The 18,305-nt window shown below is 68.8% G+C and carries 13 protein-coding genes; 6 read left to right on the top strand and 7 right to left on the bottom strand.

Going from position 1 to position 18,305, the window contains the following annotated elements; genetic code table 11:
• Positions 1-213 precede the first annotated feature (213 nt).
• The 3 genes from AC07NS_RS22945 to AC07NS_RS22935 all read right to left on the bottom strand — a co-directional run bounded on the left by AC07NS_RS22945 (position 214) and on the right by AC07NS_RS22935 (position 5,790).
• Positions 214-2,490 (bottom strand): TonB-dependent receptor, encoded by a 2,277-nt coding sequence (locus AC07NS_RS22945; RefSeq protein ID WP_494607018.1) that lies wholly within the window; start codon positions 2,488-2,490, stop codon positions 214-216.
• A gap of 244 nt (positions 2,491-2,734) precedes the next feature.
• Positions 2,735-3,988: a gallate dioxygenase gene (locus AC07NS_RS22940; RefSeq protein WP_494607017.1), complete on the bottom strand. Its 1,254-nt coding sequence runs from the start codon at positions 3,986-3,988 to the stop codon at positions 2,735-2,737.
• An 11-nt stretch (positions 3,989-3,999) separates the two neighbouring features.
• Complete coding sequence (locus AC07NS_RS22935; protein WP_494607016.1) at positions 4,000-5,790, bottom strand: tannase/feruloyl esterase family alpha/beta hydrolase; 1,791 nt, start codon at positions 5,788-5,790, stop codon at positions 4,000-4,002.
• Positions 5,791-6,044: 254 nt separating this feature from the next.
• On the opposite strand from AC07NS_RS22935, the gene AC07NS_RS22930 reads away from it, so the two are divergent.
• From AC07NS_RS22930 to AC07NS_RS22905, 6 genes are all read left to right on the top strand, one after another.
• Entirely contained in the window at positions 6,045-6,740 is a 696-nt protein-coding gene (locus AC07NS_RS22930; protein ID WP_494607015.1) for a 4-carboxy-4-hydroxy-2-oxoadipate aldolase/oxaloacetate decarboxylase, read from the top strand.
• 4 nt (positions 6,741-6,744) lie between these two features.
• On the top strand, positions 6,745-7,830 hold the full coding sequence (locus AC07NS_RS22925; RefSeq protein ID WP_494607013.1) for a 4-oxalomesaconate tautomerase: 1,086 nt from the start codon (positions 6,745-6,747) through the stop codon (positions 7,828-7,830).
• Positions 7,827-8,711, top strand: a complete 885-nt coding sequence (locus AC07NS_RS22920; protein WP_494607011.1) for an NAD(P)-dependent oxidoreductase — start codon at positions 7,827-7,829, stop codon at positions 8,709-8,711. Before AC07NS_RS22925 ends, AC07NS_RS22920 begins: the two co-directional genes overlap by 4 nt.
• Positions 8,711-9,658 carry a LysR substrate-binding domain-containing protein gene (locus AC07NS_RS22915; protein WP_494607009.1) on the top strand — a complete coding sequence of 316 codons (948 nt, stop codon included), beginning with the start codon at positions 8,711-8,713 and terminating at the stop codon, positions 9,656-9,658. The genes AC07NS_RS22920 and AC07NS_RS22915 overlap by 1 nt, the downstream gene beginning before the upstream one ends.
• Before the next feature lie 51 nt (positions 9,659-9,709).
• Positions 9,710-10,984, top strand: a complete 1,275-nt coding sequence (locus tag AC07NS_RS22910) for an MFS transporter (protein ID WP_494607008.1) — start codon at positions 9,710-9,712, stop codon at positions 10,982-10,984.
• 128 nt (positions 10,985-11,112) lie between these two features.
• Entirely contained in the window at positions 11,113-12,138 is a 1,026-nt protein-coding gene (locus tag AC07NS_RS22905) for an amidohydrolase family protein (protein WP_494607006.1), read from the top strand.
• A gap of 179 nt (positions 12,139-12,317) precedes the next feature.
• On the opposite strand, the gene AC07NS_RS22900 is transcribed toward AC07NS_RS22905, so the two are convergent.
• The 4 genes from AC07NS_RS22900 to AC07NS_RS22885 all read right to left on the bottom strand — a co-directional run bounded on the left by AC07NS_RS22900 (position 12,318) and on the right by AC07NS_RS22885 (position 18,216).
• Positions 12,318-13,421 carry a pectinesterase family protein gene (locus AC07NS_RS22900; protein ID WP_494607005.1) on the bottom strand — a complete coding sequence of 368 codons (1,104 nt, stop codon included), beginning with the start codon at positions 13,419-13,421 and terminating at the stop codon, positions 12,318-12,320.
• A gap of 89 nt (positions 13,422-13,510) precedes the next feature.
• Positions 13,511-16,570: a TonB-dependent receptor gene (locus AC07NS_RS22895; RefSeq protein WP_494607003.1), complete on the bottom strand. Its 3,060-nt coding sequence runs from the start codon at positions 16,568-16,570 to the stop codon at positions 13,511-13,513.
• A gap of 124 nt (positions 16,571-16,694) precedes the next feature.
• A complete protein-coding gene (locus AC07NS_RS22890) occupies positions 16,695-17,657 on the bottom strand; it encodes a FecR family protein (protein ID WP_494607002.1) in 963 nt (320 codons plus the stop codon).
• Positions 17,632-18,216 carry an RNA polymerase sigma factor gene (locus tag AC07NS_RS22885; protein WP_494607001.1) on the bottom strand — a complete coding sequence of 195 codons (585 nt, stop codon included), beginning with the start codon at positions 18,214-18,216 and terminating at the stop codon, positions 17,632-17,634. Before AC07NS_RS22885 ends, AC07NS_RS22890 begins: the two co-directional genes overlap by 26 nt.
• Between the last annotated feature and the right edge of the window lie 89 nt (positions 18,217-18,305).

The raw sequence follows: 18,305 nt of genomic DNA, 5'->3' as shown, positions 1-18,305 counted from the left end.
AGCAATTTTCGGCCCGGAGAGGAGCCCGGCCGCAAATCCTCGAGGCGTTTCGGGACTGATCGGTCACCGAGCCAGCGACCCGTTTCGAAGGTCACTCCCCCATAGCTAGAGTCGAGTAGCCGCCATATCGCCCCCACCAGACGATCGCGTCGCAACCGGAGGAACAGTCGGCAAGGCCGGCCGGCCCGCAACGGGCCGACCGGCTCTCGCGCCTCAGAAGCGCTTGGTGAACGACAGGGCCACTTCGCGGCCGCGGTTGTAGGCCACCTCGGCATAGCCCGAGCTGGTGCTGAGCGAGGAGTTGCCCGCCACCGGATAGATCTCCTTGGTCAGGTTGTTGACCGACAGCTGCGCCTTCCAGTCGGCGACCTTGTTCTCCAGCACCACGCCGACGTTCAACTTGGTGATGGCGTCGAGCTGGGCGATTTCCTTGGTGTTGCCGGCGTCGAAGAACTGGCTGTCGGTGTAGACGATCTCGCCGCGCGGGATCAGGGTCAGGTCGCCCGACAGGTCGACGGTGTAGGCCACCGAGACGTTGCCCTGCCACTTGGGCGTATAGGGCAGCTGGCTGTTGGTGGTGACGGCCGTGGTCGCGCCGACGATGGTCGAGACCTCGTCGATGCTGTCGTCGAGGTAGCTGAAGCCCCCTTCGATGACGAGCTTACTGGTCGGCACGTAGGTGTACTCGACCTCCAGGCCCTTGATCGTCGCCTTGCCGGCGTTGAACAGGTAGGGCGCGGTGCCGACGCGGTAAGTGAACTGCAGATCCTGGTAGTCGGTGTTGAAGATGTCGGCGTTGATCCGCAGCTTGCCGCCGAGATCGAGCTTGGCGCCGATTTCCGTGGTCTCGGCCGTTTCGGGCTCGAACGACGGCGGCTGGCCCGAGGCGACGACGCCGTTGAAGCGGCTGTTGAAACCGCCGCCCTTGAAGCCCTGAGACCAGCTGACATAGGTCATCAGCGCCGAGTTCCAGCGGTACTGCGCCTGGAACGAGCCCGTGGTCGCCGAGAACTTCCGCTCATAGAGCTTGTAGGGCACGTAGAGCACGGTCGGGTTCGAGTAGTTGAACTGGTAGGGTCGTGAGCCCTTGGTCTCGTCGGTGTAGCGCAGGCCGGCGGTGACGCTCAGGGCGTCCGTCGCCTTGAAGGTCCACTGGGTGAAGGCCGCCCAGTTCTTGTTGCGAACCTCGTTGTTGTTGCTGTCGCGCGTGCCGGTCGGCGCGGTCGGCGGCGACAGGGTGACGGTCAGGATGTCGTCCACGGCCTGGCGGAACAGGAACAGGCCGGCCACGCCGGTCAGGCGCGAGCCCGAATACAGCGCCTGGAACTCCTGGCTGGCCTGGAAGCCCTTGCTGGAATAGTCGGTCGCCAGGATCGGGAACGGGGTGTTGTCGGCGTCGCGGCTGCCGGCCCATTCCAGGGTGCGGTAGGCGGTGATCGACTTCAGGGTCAGGGCGTCGGCCAGCCGGTACTCCAGCAGCAGCGAGGCGCCGAGGTTCTCCAGGTCGCTGTTGACCGGGTGGGTGCCGTTGTTGGCGTACTTGCCGGCGTTGTAATAGTCGTTGGCGCAGCGCTTGTCGTTGATCGACGGCACGGTCGTGCCGACCGAGGCCATGCCCGGGCAGCCGGCGGCGTAGCTGACCGCCCGCGGGAAGGCCGAGGTCTCGTTGATGGCGGCGAAGACCAGCGGCGCGCCGTTCTCGTCGGACTTGGTGTAGTCGCCGCGCAGTTCTGCCGTGAACTTCTCGGTCGGCGTCCAGCGGACCTTGCCGGTGATGGTGAAGGTGTTGACGTCGCCCAGCTTCTTGCCGTCGTAGAGACGGGTGACGTAACCGTCCTGCACGCGCGTGCCGTAGGTGAAGCGGGTCTTGACGGTGTCGGAGATCGGCACGTTCAGCGCCAGGATCCCTTCACGCAGGTTGTCGGTGCCGAAGCCGGCCTTGAAGCTGCCGCCGAAGTCCTCGCCCGGCGCGGCCGTGGTCAGCAGGATGGCGCCGCCGATGGTGTTGCGGCCGAACAGCGTGCCCTGCGGTCCGCGCAGGACCTGGACGCCGGCGATGTCGCGGAAGTCCATGACCCCGCCGACCGCGGAGCCCATGTAGACGTCGTCGATATAAAGGCCGACGCCAGGATCGACCCCGGCGGTGGCGTCGGTCTGGCCCACGCCGCGGATGAAGATCTGGGCCGCGGCCGAGTTGCCGGTCAGCGGCGAGACGGGCGCGAACTGCAGGCTGGGCGTGGCGTCGTCGAGGTCGGCCGTACTGGCGATCTGGCGGCGCTCCAGCATGTCGCCAGTGAAGGCCGACACCGAGACCGGCGTGTCCTGGAGGTTTTCGGTGACGCGACGGGCGGTGACCACCACCTCCTCGATGGCGAAGCCGTCCTGCGGCTCGGCCGCCGGCGTCGCCGTCTGGGCCAAGGCCCCCTGCCCCGCTCCCATGACTCCCGTGAAAGCCGCAGCCGCGGCCAAGAGCATAGTCTTCCTATGCATCGCACCCCTCCTCCCTAGAGACCTTCGCCTTCGGCCTCCTCGCGGGAGACTTCTCAAGGACGGACCGAGATTTCGGCCAAGGTCAGCTAACAGCGTTCCGGCGGCGTGACGGTTATAGATAAACGCGGGAACCTATAACCAAGCCCGGAGCCATCGACCGGATCGATAGAACCGCCGCCAGGACAAGGAAAAGCCCGGCGCGAGAACGCGCCGGGCTCGAAGGTTTCGGAGGAAGGAAGGTCCGTCAGTTGCGCGAGACGGAATAGGTGATCTGGGCGTTTCGGGTGGCCAGGAAGGCCTCCAGCGTCAGCCCCTTCATGGACGCGTAGATCTGCGGGTTGGGCACGCCGAGCACCGCGCCCAGCTTCTCGAGCACGAAGAAGATGAAGCCGTAGCGGATCATCCCGCCCCAGTCGCGGCGGCGGATCAGGTCGCGCTCCTCGTCGCTGAGGCCCGCCGCCTCGAACTCGGCCTCGGGATCAGCCAGGAACCGCGCGCGCGCGGCGGGATCGACCAGGTTCTGCAGGAAACGATTGGCGCGATAGGCCTTGGCGCTGGTCTCCAGGGTGAAGGGATAGGTGCCCTCCAGGTCCTCGACGCCCTCCAGCTGGCGGCTCGTCTCGCGGTGCACGCGGTCGCGCTCGGCCTGCGAGGTGTCTTCGCCCTGGTCCTCGTAGCGGACGGTGGCGATGGCGGTCATCGACGGCAGGTAATAGGTGCGGTGATGGCAGGCGATCCTGTCCGACATCGCCCCGCGCATGATCAGCCACATGATGACTTCCGCGCTCTCGAAGCCGCCGAGCTTGGCGTATTCGGCGTGGGTCATGCCGGCCAGGCGATCGGGATCGTTCTGCAGCATGTCGAGGAAGGCCTCGTCCCAGGCGGTGTTGTTGAACCCCGCCCGCTCGCCGTGCACCTGGTGCGACAGGCCGCCGGTGGCGACGATCACCACGCGCTTGTCCTCCGGCCAGGCGTCGATCGCCTTGCGCAGGGCCTTGCCGAGGTCGAGGCAGCGACGCGCCGACGGCGCGGGGAACTGCAGCACCCCGCATTGCAGGGGCACGATCGGGATCGGCCAGGTCTCTTCCGGCGGCGTCAGCAGGCACAGGGGCGACAGGCAGCCGTGATCCAGCGGCTTGTGCTGGAACAGCGACAGGTCGAAGTCCTGAGCCATGACGGCCCGGGCCAGATAGCGGGCGAACTCGGCATGGCCCGGCACGGCCGGCAGGTCGCGCGGACCGCCGCCCTCGTCGGCCACGGCGTATTGATCGCCCACCCCGAGCGCGAATGCCGAGTAGTGGTCGAACGAGAACGAGGTGACGTGGTCGTTGTAGATCATCACCAGGGCGTCGGGCTTCTGCTCGGCCAGCCAGTCCTTCAGCGGCTCGAAAGCCTCGAAGATCGGGGCCCAGACGGGATCCTGCGCCAGCTTGCGGTCGCGGGCGTAGCCGATGGTGGGGGTGTGGGAGACGCCGATCGTGCCGATGAGCTTGGCCATGGGTGCTCTCCTCAGGGCTTGGACGGCGCGCAGGCCAGGGCGCCGGCCTCGACGCGGCAGTCCTGGTGGAAACGCGGGGCGATGAACTGGGCGGCGTAGGCGTCGCGCGTGGGCGGCTCGGACGCCGGGGTCTTGGGCGCGAAGTTCTCCGGCGCGTCGATCGAACCCGCCCCCTTATAGGCCGCGACCCGCGGATAGGCGTAGACCGGCCGCACGCGGCTGGGCTTCAGGGCCGAGGCGTCGGGCATCGGCGCCTGGCGAACGTCGGCGCCGACTGGCGGCGGGCCGGTCATGGCCGGCATGTCGACCTTGGCGGCCTCGATGGCGTTGGGCGCCGCGCCGGCCTCGACCCAGTCCATCAGTGGACTGACGATGTCGAACTGCGACAGGCCGTCGCCGCCAAAGCAGTGATAGAGGCCGGGGAACAGGAAGAGCCGCATCATGGCGTCGGCCTTGGCCTGGCCGAGCTCCGCCACGACACCGTTGCGGTAGGCGATGGTGTTCAGCGGCGAGATGTGCGGGTCCGACCAGCCGTGCCACAGGATCAGCTTGCCGCCCTTGGCCGCGAAGGCCGACAGGTCGGTGTCGGTGGCGTCGTAGAGGCGATGGGCCCAGCTCAGGCCGGCGAACTGCTCGGGCGTGAACTTGAAGTCGGCCAAGCTGTAGTCGGCCGGCGGATTGGTCTGCGACAACACGTACTTCACCGGCTGCTCGGCCATGCCCCAGCTGCCCGGGACCTGGTCGGCCGAGCGCGGCACGAAGACGCCGGCCCAGGACAGCTCCGAGCCGACCTGCGGCTGGCCCAGGGTGAAGGGCTTTCCGGCCGCGTCGCGCGGGCCGTCATAGAGCTTGCGGGCGGTTTCGACCTCGGCGGCGGTCAGGCAGGCGTCGGTGGCCTGGCCCGGCTTGCCCTCGCCTGGCTTGCATTGGGCGACGACGGGATCGAAGCGGCAGGCGCGCGGATCCTCGATCTGGCCGTCCTTCAGGCCGTCGACTTCATCGCACGAGGCCAGGGCGGCGGCGTGCAGGATCGGCAGGCGCGAAGCGATAAGGATCGCCTTGCCATTGGCGTCCATGTTCGAGCGGGCCTGCCAGGCGTGGTAGAAGCTGTTCTGGACGGTGAAGACCATGGCCGGCGCGCCGGCGGCGACGCCGTCGAAGTCGCCGGGGAAGCGCTGGGCTTCCATCAGCGCCTCGCGGCCGCCGTCTGAGCAGCCCGAGAAATAGCTGTAGCGCGGCGCCTGGCCGTAGAACTTCGCGATCAGGGCTTTGGAAGCGACCGAGGTCAGGTGCACGCCGCGATAGGCGAAGTCGACACGGGCCTGCGGATCGGCGCCGAACTCACCGTCGCCCATGGCGGCCATGCCGCCCTTGCCCTCGTGGCCCATGTCGGTCGAGGCCAGGGCGATGGCGCCGTCCTTGACCGGGGTGCAGCCGTCGGCGTGCTCGGTGCGGATGCTCAGCGCGCCGCACAGGCCGCCGCAGCCGACCTGGAGGTAACGCTGGGTCCAGCCCGCCGTCGGCAGGCGCAGCTCGAAGCGGATCTTCGGGGCGATGACGCCCTGCACGGCGCAGAAGGCCTTGTCGCCGGAACCGGAGAGCTTGGCCGAGGTGATGGTGGTCTTGGCGCCGACCGCGTCACTGATGTCTGCCGAGGCCAGGACGGCGCAGTCCATCACCGGCTTTACCGCGGCGAGGTCGGTCAGGACCGGCTCTGGACGCGCGACGGCGACGCCCGCGCCGAAGAGGGCCACGAGGCCGGCCAGAACCGCCGACACGCCGAAAGAACGCAACGAAATCACCAATGTCTCCGGTCTCTTCGGGTCATCTCCTCGACGCCGGTAGCAAGCCTTGCAGCCGGCCGCGCTATAACAAAATTCCAGGGGCTATAACGTTCTGGCCCGCGCCGTGGGGGTTTCGGCCGCGACCGGCGATTTTGGTTATAGCCGCCGCCCAAATTGCATAGCCGCTCCCCCAGGGCCGGGTGATAGCCAAGCCTCGGCCCGGCGCTTTTCGCGTCGGCGCCGCAGAGATTTTCGGCTTCGGAGCGCTCGCCTTGAACAAGGTCGTCACCAACCCGCCGCGGGCGTCGAAGGAAGCGGTCGAGGGCTTGGCGGCCTTCGGCGTCGCCACCATCCACGAGGCTCAGGGGCGCATCGGCCTGCTGTCGCCCAAGCTGCGGCCGATCTGGCCCGGCGCGCATGTGGCGGGTACGGCGGTGACGGTCTCCTCGCCGCCGTGCGACAACTGGATGCTGCACGTGGCCATCGAGCAGTGCCGGCCGGGCGACATTCTCGTGGTGGCCCCGACCTCGTTCAGCGACGCGGGCTATTTCGGCGACCTGCTGGCCACCTCTCTGATCGCGCGCGGGGTCCGCGCCCTGGTCATCGACGCCGGGGTGCGCGACGTGGCCGTGCTGAAGGAGATGGGCTTCCCCGTCTGGTCCAGCGCCATCTCGGCGCAGGGCACGGTCAAGGCCGTCCTGGGCGACGTCAACGTGCCGGTGGTCTGCGGCGGCGCGCTGATCCACCCCGGCGACGTGATCGTGGCCGACGACGACGGCGTGGTGGTGGTGGCCCGCAAGGACGCCGACGCTGTGCTGGCCGCCTCGGCCAAGCGCGAGGCCGCCGAGGTCGACAAGCGCGCCCAACTGGCGTCCGGGGTGCTGGGACTGGATCTCTACAAGATGCGCGAAAGGCTCGCCGCCGCCGGCCTCGTCTATGTCGAGCATACCGAGAACGGGGACGCCTGAGCCCATGCAGACGGCCATTCCCTGCGCCGTCCTGCGCGGCGGCACCTCCAAAGGGCTCTACTTCCGGGCCGAGGACCTGCCGGCCGACGAGGCCTTGCGCGACAAGGTGCTGCTGGCGGCCATGGGCTCGCCCGACGACCGCCAGATCGACGGCATGGGCGGCGCCGACAGCCTGACCAGCAAGGTCGCGATCGTCTCGGCCTCGCAGCGACCGGACGCCGACGTCGACTACCTGTTCCTGCAGGTCTCGGTGGCCGAGGCCAAGGTCAGCGACCGGCAGAACTGCGGCAACATCCTCGCCGGCATCGGCCCCTACGCCATCGAGCAGGGCCTGGTCGCGGCCCAGGACGGCCAGACCGACGTGCGTATCTTCATGCGCAACACCGACGGCCTGGCGACCGCCCGTATCGAGACCCCCGGCGGACGGGTGAACTACGACGGCGACTGCCGCATCGACGGCGTGCCCGGCTCGGCAGCGCCGATCCCGATCGCCTTCGCCGACGTCGCCGGCTCGTCTTGCGGCGCCCTGCTGCCGACCGGGAACGTCATCGACGTCATCGAAGGCGTCGAGGTCACCCTGATCGACAACGGCATGCCGGTGGTGGTGGTGCGCGCGGCCGACCTGGGCGTGACGGGGAACGAGGCCCCAGCCGAACTGGAGGCCTACGCCGTGCTGCGCGCGCGGGTCGAGGCGATCCGCCTGGAAGCGGGCCGGCGCATGAACCTGGGCGACGTCACCGACGCCACCGTGCCCAAGATCACCCTGGTCTCGCCGCCGACGGCGGGCGGCGCCCTGTCGACCCGCAGCTTCATCCCGCACACGGTGCACAAGGCGATCGGCGTGTTCGGCGCGGTCAGCGTCGCCACCGCCGCCTGCCTGAAGGGTTCGGTCGCGGCCTCGGTCGCCAGCCTGCCCGACCTGGCGGGCGAGGTCGCCGTCAGCGTCGAGCATCCGACCGGCGAGTTCACGGCCCTGCTGACCCTGTCGCCGCAGGGCGAGGTGGTCTCGGCCGCCCTGCTGCGCACCGCGCGCCTGCTGATGACCGGCCAGGTCTTCGTGCCGGCCAGCGTCTGGGACGGTCGCCGATGAGCCCGCGCATCGCCCTGATCGGCTTCGGCGAGGTGGGCCAAACCCTGCACGCCGACCTCGCGGCGGCGGGGTTTATGGACATCCTCGTGCACGATCGCCTGCTGGCGGACGTCGCCTCCGGTCCCGCGCAAGCCGTCGCCGCGACAGGCGCACGCACGGCGCCCGACATCGCCGCCGCCTGCCAGGACCGCGACCTCGTCATCAGCGCCGTCACCGCCGGCGAGGCGGTCAATGTCGCCCAGGCCGCCGCGCCGCATCTGAGCGAGGCCTTCTTCCTCGATCTGAACTCCGTCGCGCCCCAGACCCGCCAGGCGCAGGCGGCGTTTATCGATCGCTATGTCGAGGCAGCGGTCATGGCCCCGATCGCGCCCCGACGGATCAGAACCGCCATCCTACTGGGCGGCCCGTGGGCGACGGCGATCCTGCCTCTGCTCGAGCGCCTGGGCTTTTCCGCCGAGATGTTTGGCGACGCCGTCGGCGGCCCCTCGGCCGTGAAGCTGTCGCGCAGCGTCTTCGTCAAGGGACTGGAGGCGATCGTCACCGAGAGCCTGGCCAGCGCCCGCCACTACGGCGTCGAAGCCCAGGTGCTGGCCTCGCTGAGCAACACCATCCCCCATCCGGACTGGCCGGCCCTGGCGCGCTATCTGCTCACCCGCCCCCTCGTGCACGGCCAGCGCCGTAGCGAGGAGATGGCCGAGGCGGCGGTGATGCTGGAGGCGGCCGGCCTGCCCTCGCCCATGGCCCGCGCCACGGTCGAGGTCCACGCCCGCCAGGGCGCGCTGGGCCTCGCCGCGACCGACAACCAGGCCACCGAGCTTGGGGACTTGCTCGACGCGATCGAGCAGCGGACAAAGTCCCTCGCCAGCCAACGGGAAACCTAGTGCGACGCTACCTGCAACAGCGCCTGAAGTTCCGGCACCTGCGCGTGATCGACGCGATCGCCACGCATGACAGCATCCTGCAGGCGGCGCGGACGCTGGGCCTCAGCCAGCCGGCCCTGACCAAGAGCCTGCAGGAGATCGAGGAGATCGTCGGTGCGCGACTGTTCGACCGCCATGCGCGCGGCGTCGATCCCACGCCCTTCGGCCTGACGGTGGCCGCCGCCGCCCGCCGGCTGCTGGCCGAGATCGGCCGGCTGGAGGACGAACTCGACGCCCTTGAAGGCGGCGACGGCGGCCCGGTGGTGGTCGGCGCTTTGCCCGTGGCGGCGGCCGGCGTGCTGCCCGGAACCCTGGCTCGCCTGAAGATCGCCCGGCCCGACATCGAGGTGCGGGTCATCCAGGGCCGCACCGAGGAGCTGATCTCGCAGCTGTCGCGGCGCGAACTGGATCTGGTCATCGGCCGCCTCTACACCCTGGCCGAGCCCGACGGCCTGGTTCGTACCCCGTTCTATTCCGAGCCGATCTCGGTGGTGGCGCGGGCCGACCATCCGATCTTCGATCGCCGGGATGCGACGGCGGCGGTGCTGGTCGACTATTCTCTGGTGCTGCCGACGGTCTCGCAGCGGGTGGGCCAGGAGATCGACGTGCTGCTGGCGGAGATGGGCGTGGCCCCGCACCAGCCGCTGCGCTCCAGCTCGGTCGCGATGATCCGCGAGATCCTCTACGCCACCGACGGGGTGGCGGTGATCCCGCACATGATGCTGGCCGGCGACCTGCTGCGCGGGGCGCTGCGCCTGCTGCCGCTGCCGGCCACCGGGCGTCCACGTCCGGCCGGGCTGATCCGGCGGGGCGACACGGCCCTGCTGCGCAACACCCAGGCCTTCGTCGACGCCGCCCGCGCCTATGTCGGCGAGATCGAGAGCCGGCTGGCCGGACCGCCCGACTAGCCGGACGCGCCAACGAGAAAAGAACCAGGCAGGGACGAGGAAACAACGAGAATGCGACGACCAACGGCTCCCGCGCCATCCGAGAAGATCGGTCGCTATCGCTGGGTGATCGTCAGCCTGCTGTTCGCGGCGATGGTCATCAACTATGTGGACCGGCAGACGATCGGGCTGCTGAAGGCCGATCTCTCCCATGAGTTCGGGTGGAACGAGAAGCACTACGCCGACCTCGTCTTCTACTTCCAGCTGGCCTACGCCGTGGCTTACCTCGCCTGGGGCAAGATCATGGACAGGATCGGAGCCCGCTGGGGCTTCGGCGTGGCCTTCGCCATCTGGCAGATCGCCCACATCGCCCACGCCGCGGCCAAGGGCTTCGGCGGCTTCGTCTTCGCCCGCATGGGTCTTGGGATCGGCGAGGCCGGCGGCTTCCCGGGCGGCATCAAGGCCGTGGCCGAGTGGTTCCCCAAGAAGGAACGGGCCTTCGCCACCGGCATCTTCAACGCAGGCACCAACATCGGCGCCATCGTGACACCCTTGGTCGTGCCCGGCATCGTCCTGGCCTTCGGCTGGCAGATGGCCTTCATCGTCACCGGCGTGGCGGGCCTGATCTGGCTGCCGATCTGGCTCCTGGTCTATCGCCGTCCGCGCGAGCACAAGAAGCTGGGCGCGGCCGAGCTGGCCCACATCGAGCAGGATCCCGCCGACCCGGTCGAGAAGATCGGCTGGAGCAAGCTGCTGACCAAGCGCGAGACCTGGGCCTACGCCCTGGGCAAGTTCCTGATCGACCCGATCTGGTGGATGTTCCTGTTCTGGCTGCCCGACTTCCTGGGCAAGCGCTATGGCCTGGATCTGAAGACCTTCGGCCCGCCGCTGATCGCCATCTATCTGCTCAGCGACGTCGGTTCGGTGGCCGGCGGCTGGCTGTCGTCCAACCTGATGAAGCGCGGGGCCACCATCAACCACGCCCGCAAGCTGACCATGCTGATCTGCGCCCTGCTGGCCGTGCCGGTGATGTTCGCCTCGTTCGCCAGCAGCGTATGGGTCGCCGTGCTGATCATCGGAGTGGCCACCGCCGCCCACCAGGGCTTCTCGGCCAATCTCTACACCCTGCCGTCGGACGTCTTCCCGCGCGGCGCCGTCGGCTCCGTCGTCGGCATCGGCGGCATGCTGGGCGCCCTGGGCGGCATGGTGTTCTCCAAGTACATCGGCCAGGTCCTCGAGACGATCGGCACCTACACCCCGATCTTCATCGTCGCCGGCAGCGCCTATCTCGTCGCCCTGCTCGTCGTGCACCTGCTCGCGCCCAAGATGGAGCCGGTGAAGATCTGAGGCGTGCGCCGCCCGGCCTATAACCGGGCGGCATAGCCGTTCCGATCATCCGATACGACAGGGTCCGGCCGCACAGGCATTTTCCGGCCACGCGGGGCCGCCCGCGCGGTAAGGAAAGTTCTCTCCGTATGAGCCTGATCATCGACTGCCACGGCCACTACACGACCGCGCCGGAGCCCCACAACGCCTGGCGCGACGAGCAGGTGAAGGCTTTCGACGCCAAGGCTCCCCCGCCCCTCTATCCCGACATTCCCGACGACCTGATCCGCGAGTCCATCGAAGGCGCGCAGCTGCGGCTGATCCGCGAGCGCGGCGCCGACATGACCATCTTCAGCCCCCGCGCCTCGACCATGGCCCACCACGTGGGCGACGAGGGCGTCAGCCGGGCCTGGGCCGAGCGCTGCAACGACCTGATCAAGCGGGTGGTCGATCTCTATCCGGAGACCTTCGCGGGGGTCTGCATGCTGCCCCAGTCGCCGGAAGCAGACCTTTCGGGCTCGATCGCCGAGCTGGAGCGGTGCGTCAACGAACTGGGCTTTATCGGCTGCAACCTCAACCCCGATCCCGGCGGCGGCCATTTCAAGCATCCGCCGCTGACCGACCGCTACTGGTATCCCTTCTACGAGAAGATGTGCGAGCTGGACGTGCCGGCGATGATCCACGTCTCGGGCTCGTGCAACCACGCCCTGCACGCCACCGGCGCCTTCTACATCGCCGCCGACACCATCGCCTTCATGCAGCTGATCGAAGGCGACCTGTTCGCCGACTTCCCGAGCCTGAAGTTCATCATCCCACACGGCGGCGGCGCGGTTCCCTACCACTGGGGCCGCTACCGAGGCCTGGCCGACATGCTGAAGAAGCCGGGCCTGGACAAGCACCTGATGGAGAACGTGTTCTTCGACACCTGCGTCTACCACCAGCCGGGCGTGAACCTGCTGGCGCAGGTGATCGACAGCAAGAACATCCTGTTCGGCTCGGAGATGGTCGGCGCCGTGCGCGGGATCGACCCGACGACGGGGTTCTATTTCGACGACACCAAGCGCTATGTCGATGCGCTCGACATCCCGGACGCGGATCGCCACACGATCTTCGAGGGCAACGCACGCCGGGTGTTCCCCCGTCTCGATGCGATTCTGAAGGCGCGCGGGCTGTAAGACTGCGTGACGTTTGGCGTTTGAGGTTTTTTCATCCGAGCATCCCCGCGAAGGCGGGGATCCAAGCCGTGTCTGGGAATGACCTACGGCCGCGCCTCCTCCTGAAAGTCAGCTTGGATCCCCGCCTACGCGGGGAAAGACGGATTTGGAGGGCTCGAACAGATGAACGACGCTGACACCTAGCCGACGGACCAGCCCGCCAGAACGACCTTGGGCGTCATACCCTTGGCCTCAGCCGCAGTCAGCGCGTGGCCGCGCCGGAAGGCGGCCGCGCCAGGGCCGCGCACGCCGTATTGCGAGAAGCGCACCGCCTCCGGCTGCAGCATGGTGCGCGGATTGCCGTCCTTGCCGGTGTACCACATCTCGGTCCAGCCCTCCGGCGCGACATGGTCGTCCATCCAGCAGTCGATGAAGGCCGCCTGGGCGACGTACTTGGGATCGCCGTAGCGGCCGTCCGGGAACGTCCCCGACGGACGCCATGGCCGGCCCAGATAGACCGAATGGAGCGCCGTTCCCGGCGCCTTGGTCAGCCTGCAATCCTTGAAGACGAAGCCGAACGGCTGGTCGATCGGGGTGCTGGGAGCGACGACATAGCCGTCGACCGGATCGACCGGGCGCGGCAGCGAGCGAATTTCGCAATCGCGGAAGAACGCCCTGCCCGCTCCGAAGATGAAGTCGTAGCTGCCGGCGATCAGGCAGCGCTCTAACAGGCTGCGGCCGGCGTCGGGAAACAGGGTGTCCTGGTAGCTGAGGATGTCGATCTCGGTCAGCCGCGCGCGGTCGCTGCCCTTGTCGAGCATCAGGGCCACGGCCTGCGGTCCGCCGCCGTCGTGCGAGTGCAGGCCGCCGGGCTTGCTCATTTCCTCCAGGCCGTCGAAGGCGTTGCGAATGGTCAGGTTGCGGGCGGCGAAGTCGGGCGCGCGCACGAACAGGGTGGGCGTACGGAACGTGCCCCAGCGCTTGCCGTCGGGCGCGATCAGGCCCGAGGCGGCCAGATGGCTGATCACCGAGGCCTTGCGGTCCTCGCCGACCAGATGGACGAACGGCTTGTCGATCACGACCTGCTCGTTCCACACGCCGCGGGTGACCAGGATGCGGAATGGCCGCGTGCCCTCCTTGGGCGCGGCGGCGACGGCGGCGGAGAGGCGGTCATAGGTCGGTACGGAGAAGCGGCGCGGATCGCCGGCCCGCTTCAGCACGGCGTCATAGCGGGGCGCCGCCGAGGCCAGGCCCGGGATCAGCAGCAGGCCGGCCGTCACGGCCCGGCGCGAAACCTTCGTCATCGAAGCCTCGAAAAAGAAAAGGCGGGCGCCGGTCCTGGAGGAAAGACCGACGCCCTGAATTCCCCTGGGAGGAGGAAGTCTGGTCCGGCCTAGAACGAGTACCGCAGGCCGAAGTTATATTGCCGCCCGGTGTGCGAGTAGACGTAGATGCTGTCGCGCTCGCTGTCGGTGTACTGGGCGTTGAACTCGTCGGTCAGGTTCAGGCCCTCGAAGGTGATCTTCAGGCGCTTGTTGATCGCGTACGAGGCCGAGGCGTCGACGGTGAAGGTGTCGCGCACCCCGTCGATGTCGTTGGTCGAGGTGCCGCTGGGCACCGCGGTCAGGTACTTGTCGCGATAGGCGCCGGAGACGCGGGCGCTGAACTTGTCGTCCTCGTAGTAGAGCGTGGCGTTGAAGGCGTTCTTCGACAGGCCCACCAGATCGTTCTGCACGTAGCCGGTCGAGGACAGGCTGGAGATGTAGTCGATCTTGGAGTCGACGATCGTGACGTTGAAGATCGCCCCGGTGTGGCGCAGCGGGCCCGGCAGGAAGCTGAACGGCTGCTGATAGCTGATCTCGATCCCCTTCAGCGGCCCGCCCTTGGTGTTGACCGGCTTGCTGAACAGGAAGGTGTCGTTGGCCGACACGCCGGTCAGGCCGTCGAGCAGGCTGGTCGGCAGGCCCGAGGCGGCGAAGGTCTGCGAGATCCGCTGCGTCTGGATGTAGCTGTCGATGTCCTTGTAGAACAGGCCGACCGACAGCAGGGCGTCCTTGGCGAAGTACCACTCGGCCGACAGGTCGTAGGTCGTGGCCCGGATCGGGTCGAGATACGGGTTGCCCGAGCTGACGCTGAACACGCCGGCGACGCTGAGGCTGCCGCCCGGCGTCAGGCTGCCGAGGTTGGGACGCGTCATCACCTTGGCCGCGCCGAACCGCAGCAGGAAGTCGGGCGTCACCTCGGCGGTCAGGTTCAGGGCCGGCAGCACGTCCTCGTAGTCACGGTTGACGGTGGCCTGCTGGGCCGCGCCGGACACCAGCTGGTAGCCGGTCGAGCTCTGGTCGGTCTTGACATAGCGCACGCCGACGTCGCCGCGGATCGGCCAGGCGAAGCGGTCGGTGTTGAAGTCCAGCTGCACATAGGCGGCGCTGTCCTTCTCGGTGACGCTGCGGATGTTGCCGCGAGCGGCCGAGTTGCTGGCGCCCGAAAGCTCGAACAGGCCCGTGCCGCTGTAGATGTTGAACAGCTTGGCGAAGGCGTCGAGGTCGGGGGCGGCCCAGGCGGTCGGGATGCCCGAGGCGCCGAGGTTCTTGCCGAAGCCCGAGACCAGGGTCGTCAGGCTAGCCAGGGTGACGCCGGCCGGCAGGGTCGGCACCACGGACTCGCTGACGCGGGCCAGGGCCCAGGAGTCGAACTCGTACTTCTTGAGGTTCACGCCCGCCTTCAGGCGGAAGGTGTCGGAAAGCTCGTAGTCGCCGTCGAGCTGGGCGGTCTGGATGGTGTTGGTCACGCCCTGCGGCCGCAGGCGGATCTCCGAGCGCGCCGCGCCGAAGTTGTAGGCCAGAGGGTCGGTGACGTCGAAGCCGAAGTTCATCGCCGGCAGGTTGGCGTTATTCCGGTAGTCGTAGGAGAAGCCGTCGGCGTTCTCGCGGTTGAGGATCACCGTGGTCTGGATCGGATTGTCGAAGTCCGACTTCGAGAAGCCGACCAGGCCGGTCACCTTGAAGCGGTCGGTGAAGTGGTGCTCGGCCGCGAAGGTGGCCTGGGTGTACTTGGTGTCGAGCTTGTCGAAGCGGGTCTCGCTCTCGACGTCGACGTCGTCGAACAGGCCGTAGACCATGTCGCCCTTGGCGTTGACCACGCCGTCTCGGACGACGATCTCGGGCCGGCCGCCCTGGGCGGCGTTGCGCGCGAAGGACAGGGCTTCAAGCCAGTTCTCGGTGCGGGTGGCCTTGAAGTCCGAATAGAGGAAGTCGGCCGAGATCAGGGTCTTCTCGTCGGGCCGGAACTGCAGCGAACCGGTGACGCCCAGACGCTTCTGGTCATGGGTCAGACGGCCGTAGCGCGGGAAGCGCGGGGTGAAGACGCTGGCCGAGCTGGCCTGGGTGAAGGTCGAGGCCGGGCTGAAGCCGCCCACCTCCGTGCCGTTCAGCCAGCCGCCCGAGCCGTGGCCCTCTTCCAGCAGGTGGCGCTCGGTGTAGGCCACCGAAACGAGCGCGCCGAGCTTGCCGTCGAACCAGGTGTTGGAGGCCAGGGCCGCGAAGCGCGGGTCCCAGCTTTCGGAGAGGTCGTTGTAGCCCTGCTGGGCCGAGACCACGAAGGTCGCGCCCTTGTAGTCGAACGGCCGGCCGGTCTGCAGGTCGACCGTGGCGCCCAGCGACCCTTCCTCGGTCGAGGCCGAGGCGGTCTTGCGCACGGTGATGCTGTTGAAGAGCTCCGAGGCGAAGACGTTGAAGTCGAACGAGCGGTTGCGGTTGGCGCCGCCCGAGCTGTCGGTGCCGCTGGCCGTGCTCTGACCCTCGACGCCGTTGATGCGCACGCGGGTGAACTGGGGCCCGAGGCCCCGGACGGTGATCTGGCGGCCTTCGCCGGCGTCGCGGGCGATCGAGACGCCCGGCACGCGCTGGATGGACTCGGCGAGGTTGGCGTCCGGGAAGTCGGCGATGTCCTCGGCCTTGATGACGTCGACCACGCCGCTGGAGCGCTTCTTGACGTTCAGGGCGCTGCCCAGGCTGGCGCGGAAGCCGGTGACGACCACTTCCTCGACGGCGGCCGGCTCCTCGATCGTGTCGGCGACCGGCTCGGACTGTTGCGGGATGGCGACCGGGGCGGTCGAGGCCAGTTGCACCGAGGCCTTCTGGCCCAGCACCGCGGTGCGGCCGTCGTTGGAGACCACGGTCAGGTTGGCGCCGTCGAGCAGGCGCGAGAGGCCTTCGGAGACGGTGTAGGTCCCGCGCACGGCGTTGACCTTCTTGCCTTGCACGGCCGCCTGCGGCGCCAGGATCTGCAGGTCGGCCTGCTTGCCGAACTGCGGAATGCCCGTGGCCGCGGCCTGGGCCGGAATATCGAACTTGCGGGCCTGAGCCTGGGCTTGCGTGCCCACCAGAACCGCCGCGGCGCCAGCCGCCAGCATCAAGGCCGACTTGCCGTAGACATATCGCGGACAACCCATTCCGCGCCCTCCCTGTTTTGTCGTTTCGCACGGCGCTTCTCGGAGCGCCTGTCTAGAGCGATGCGGGGGAAACCGGTTTCCGTCAGGCATCGGCGAAATTTTTCGCGGTAAGGGCGACCGGCCCTTATTCCGCAAGCGCTGCGCTTGCCTCCACCAGGATGGCGTCGCCGCGTACGGTCACCTTCGCGCCGAAGCTGGCGGCGGCGGCGCGGGCGAAGCTTTCGGGCTCGTTGGTGCGGAACCAGCCGACCAGTCGCTGGTCGGCCAGCCCCTGGTCGACGATGACGATCTTGCGGGCGTTGTAGCGGTTGAACTCCTCGGCGGCCGCGCCGAAGGCCTCGCCGTCGAGCACGATCTGGCCCTCGCGCCAGGCCAGTTCGCGGGTGATCTCCAGAGACGCGGCCGCCGGCCGCGCCGCGCCGGCGCTGTCGGAGACGAAGACCCGCTCGCCGGCGGCCACGCGGCGGGGCGCCTCGCCCGCGCCTTCGGACCAGACCTCGACCACGCCTTCGGTGACCAGCACTTCGCAGCCGCCGGCGCGGCGACGGACGGAGAACGCCGTGCCGACCGCCCTCACCCGCACCGGCCCGCTCTCGACCACGAACGGCCGCTGCGTGTCCTTCGCGACCTGGAACCAGGCCTCGCCCTTGTCGAGCCGCACCTCGCGCTTGCGCGGCTTCATGGCCACTTCCAGCGCGGTGTCGGTGTTGATGGCGGCCATCGAGCCGTCGGCCAGCGGCACGCGCCGGATCTCGCCCACCGCCGTACCGTAGCGCGCAGCCATCAGGCGCGGAACCAGCAGCGCCGCGACGCAGGCGGCGGCCGCGGCGACGCCGCCGCCGGCCAGCAGGGCGCGACGCGACGGGGCCTGCGCCGGTTTCACCGCCTCCGGTTCGAGCGCGCGGGCGCGGTCCAGCAGCGTCCAGCCGGCCTGAGCGCGCACGAAGGCGCCGCGCCGGCGCGGATCGCCGGCCAGCCAGGCTTCCAGTTCGAGCGCCTCTTCGGCGGGGAGTTCGCCCTGATCGACGCGCACCACCCATCGGGCGGCGCGCGCCTCGATGTCAGCGGCGCTTTCGCGTTCGGTCATGCGTATTCGGCCTCCTCGCGGCCGTCGGTTGTTGTTGTGTTTCACCCTCGGCGAGGGCGGCGAGGATGGCGCGAAGCCCCCTCACGGATTCGTTCTCGACCACGTTCTCGGTCACGCCCATGCGGCGGGCGATCTCGCGTTGCGGCAGGCCCTCGATCTTGCGCATCTCGAAGATCCGGCGGCAGCGGTCGGGCAAGGCGGCGATCAGGCGCGCCACCCGCTCCAGTTCGCGCCGCCCGCCGGCGATGCGCTCGGGCGACGGCTCGTCGAGTTCGACATTGAGAGAGTCGATCTCGGCCGCCGTGTCGATCCGCACCACCCTGGCCCGCCGAAGCTGTTCCAGCGCCACGCTGCGGGCGGCCTGGAAGAGATAGGCCCGCGGCTCGCCGATGTGCTCGACGGCGCTCAGGCCCGCCAGGCGGCAGTAGGTTTCCTGCACGATGTCGTCGACGTCGCCCGCGGCCGCGAACGCCCGCCTCAGCCACGCGCGCAGGTCGGCTTCATGGGGCAGGATCTCCCGCCCAATCCAAGCCACGACACGCGTACGCCCGTCCGACACCGTTTCCGCCCAGGTTGTTCTGAAGGGAGCGATGCACGGCCGGGGAATTTCCGTCAAACCCGATGGCGGAAAAGTCGGCCCTCGTCCGC

It is taken from the genome of Caulobacter sp. GW821-FHT10A10, from assembly GCF_059415745.1.
The sequence above is the reverse complement of the archived record's forward strand: the minus strand, read 5'-3'. Positions and strand labels throughout refer to the sequence as shown.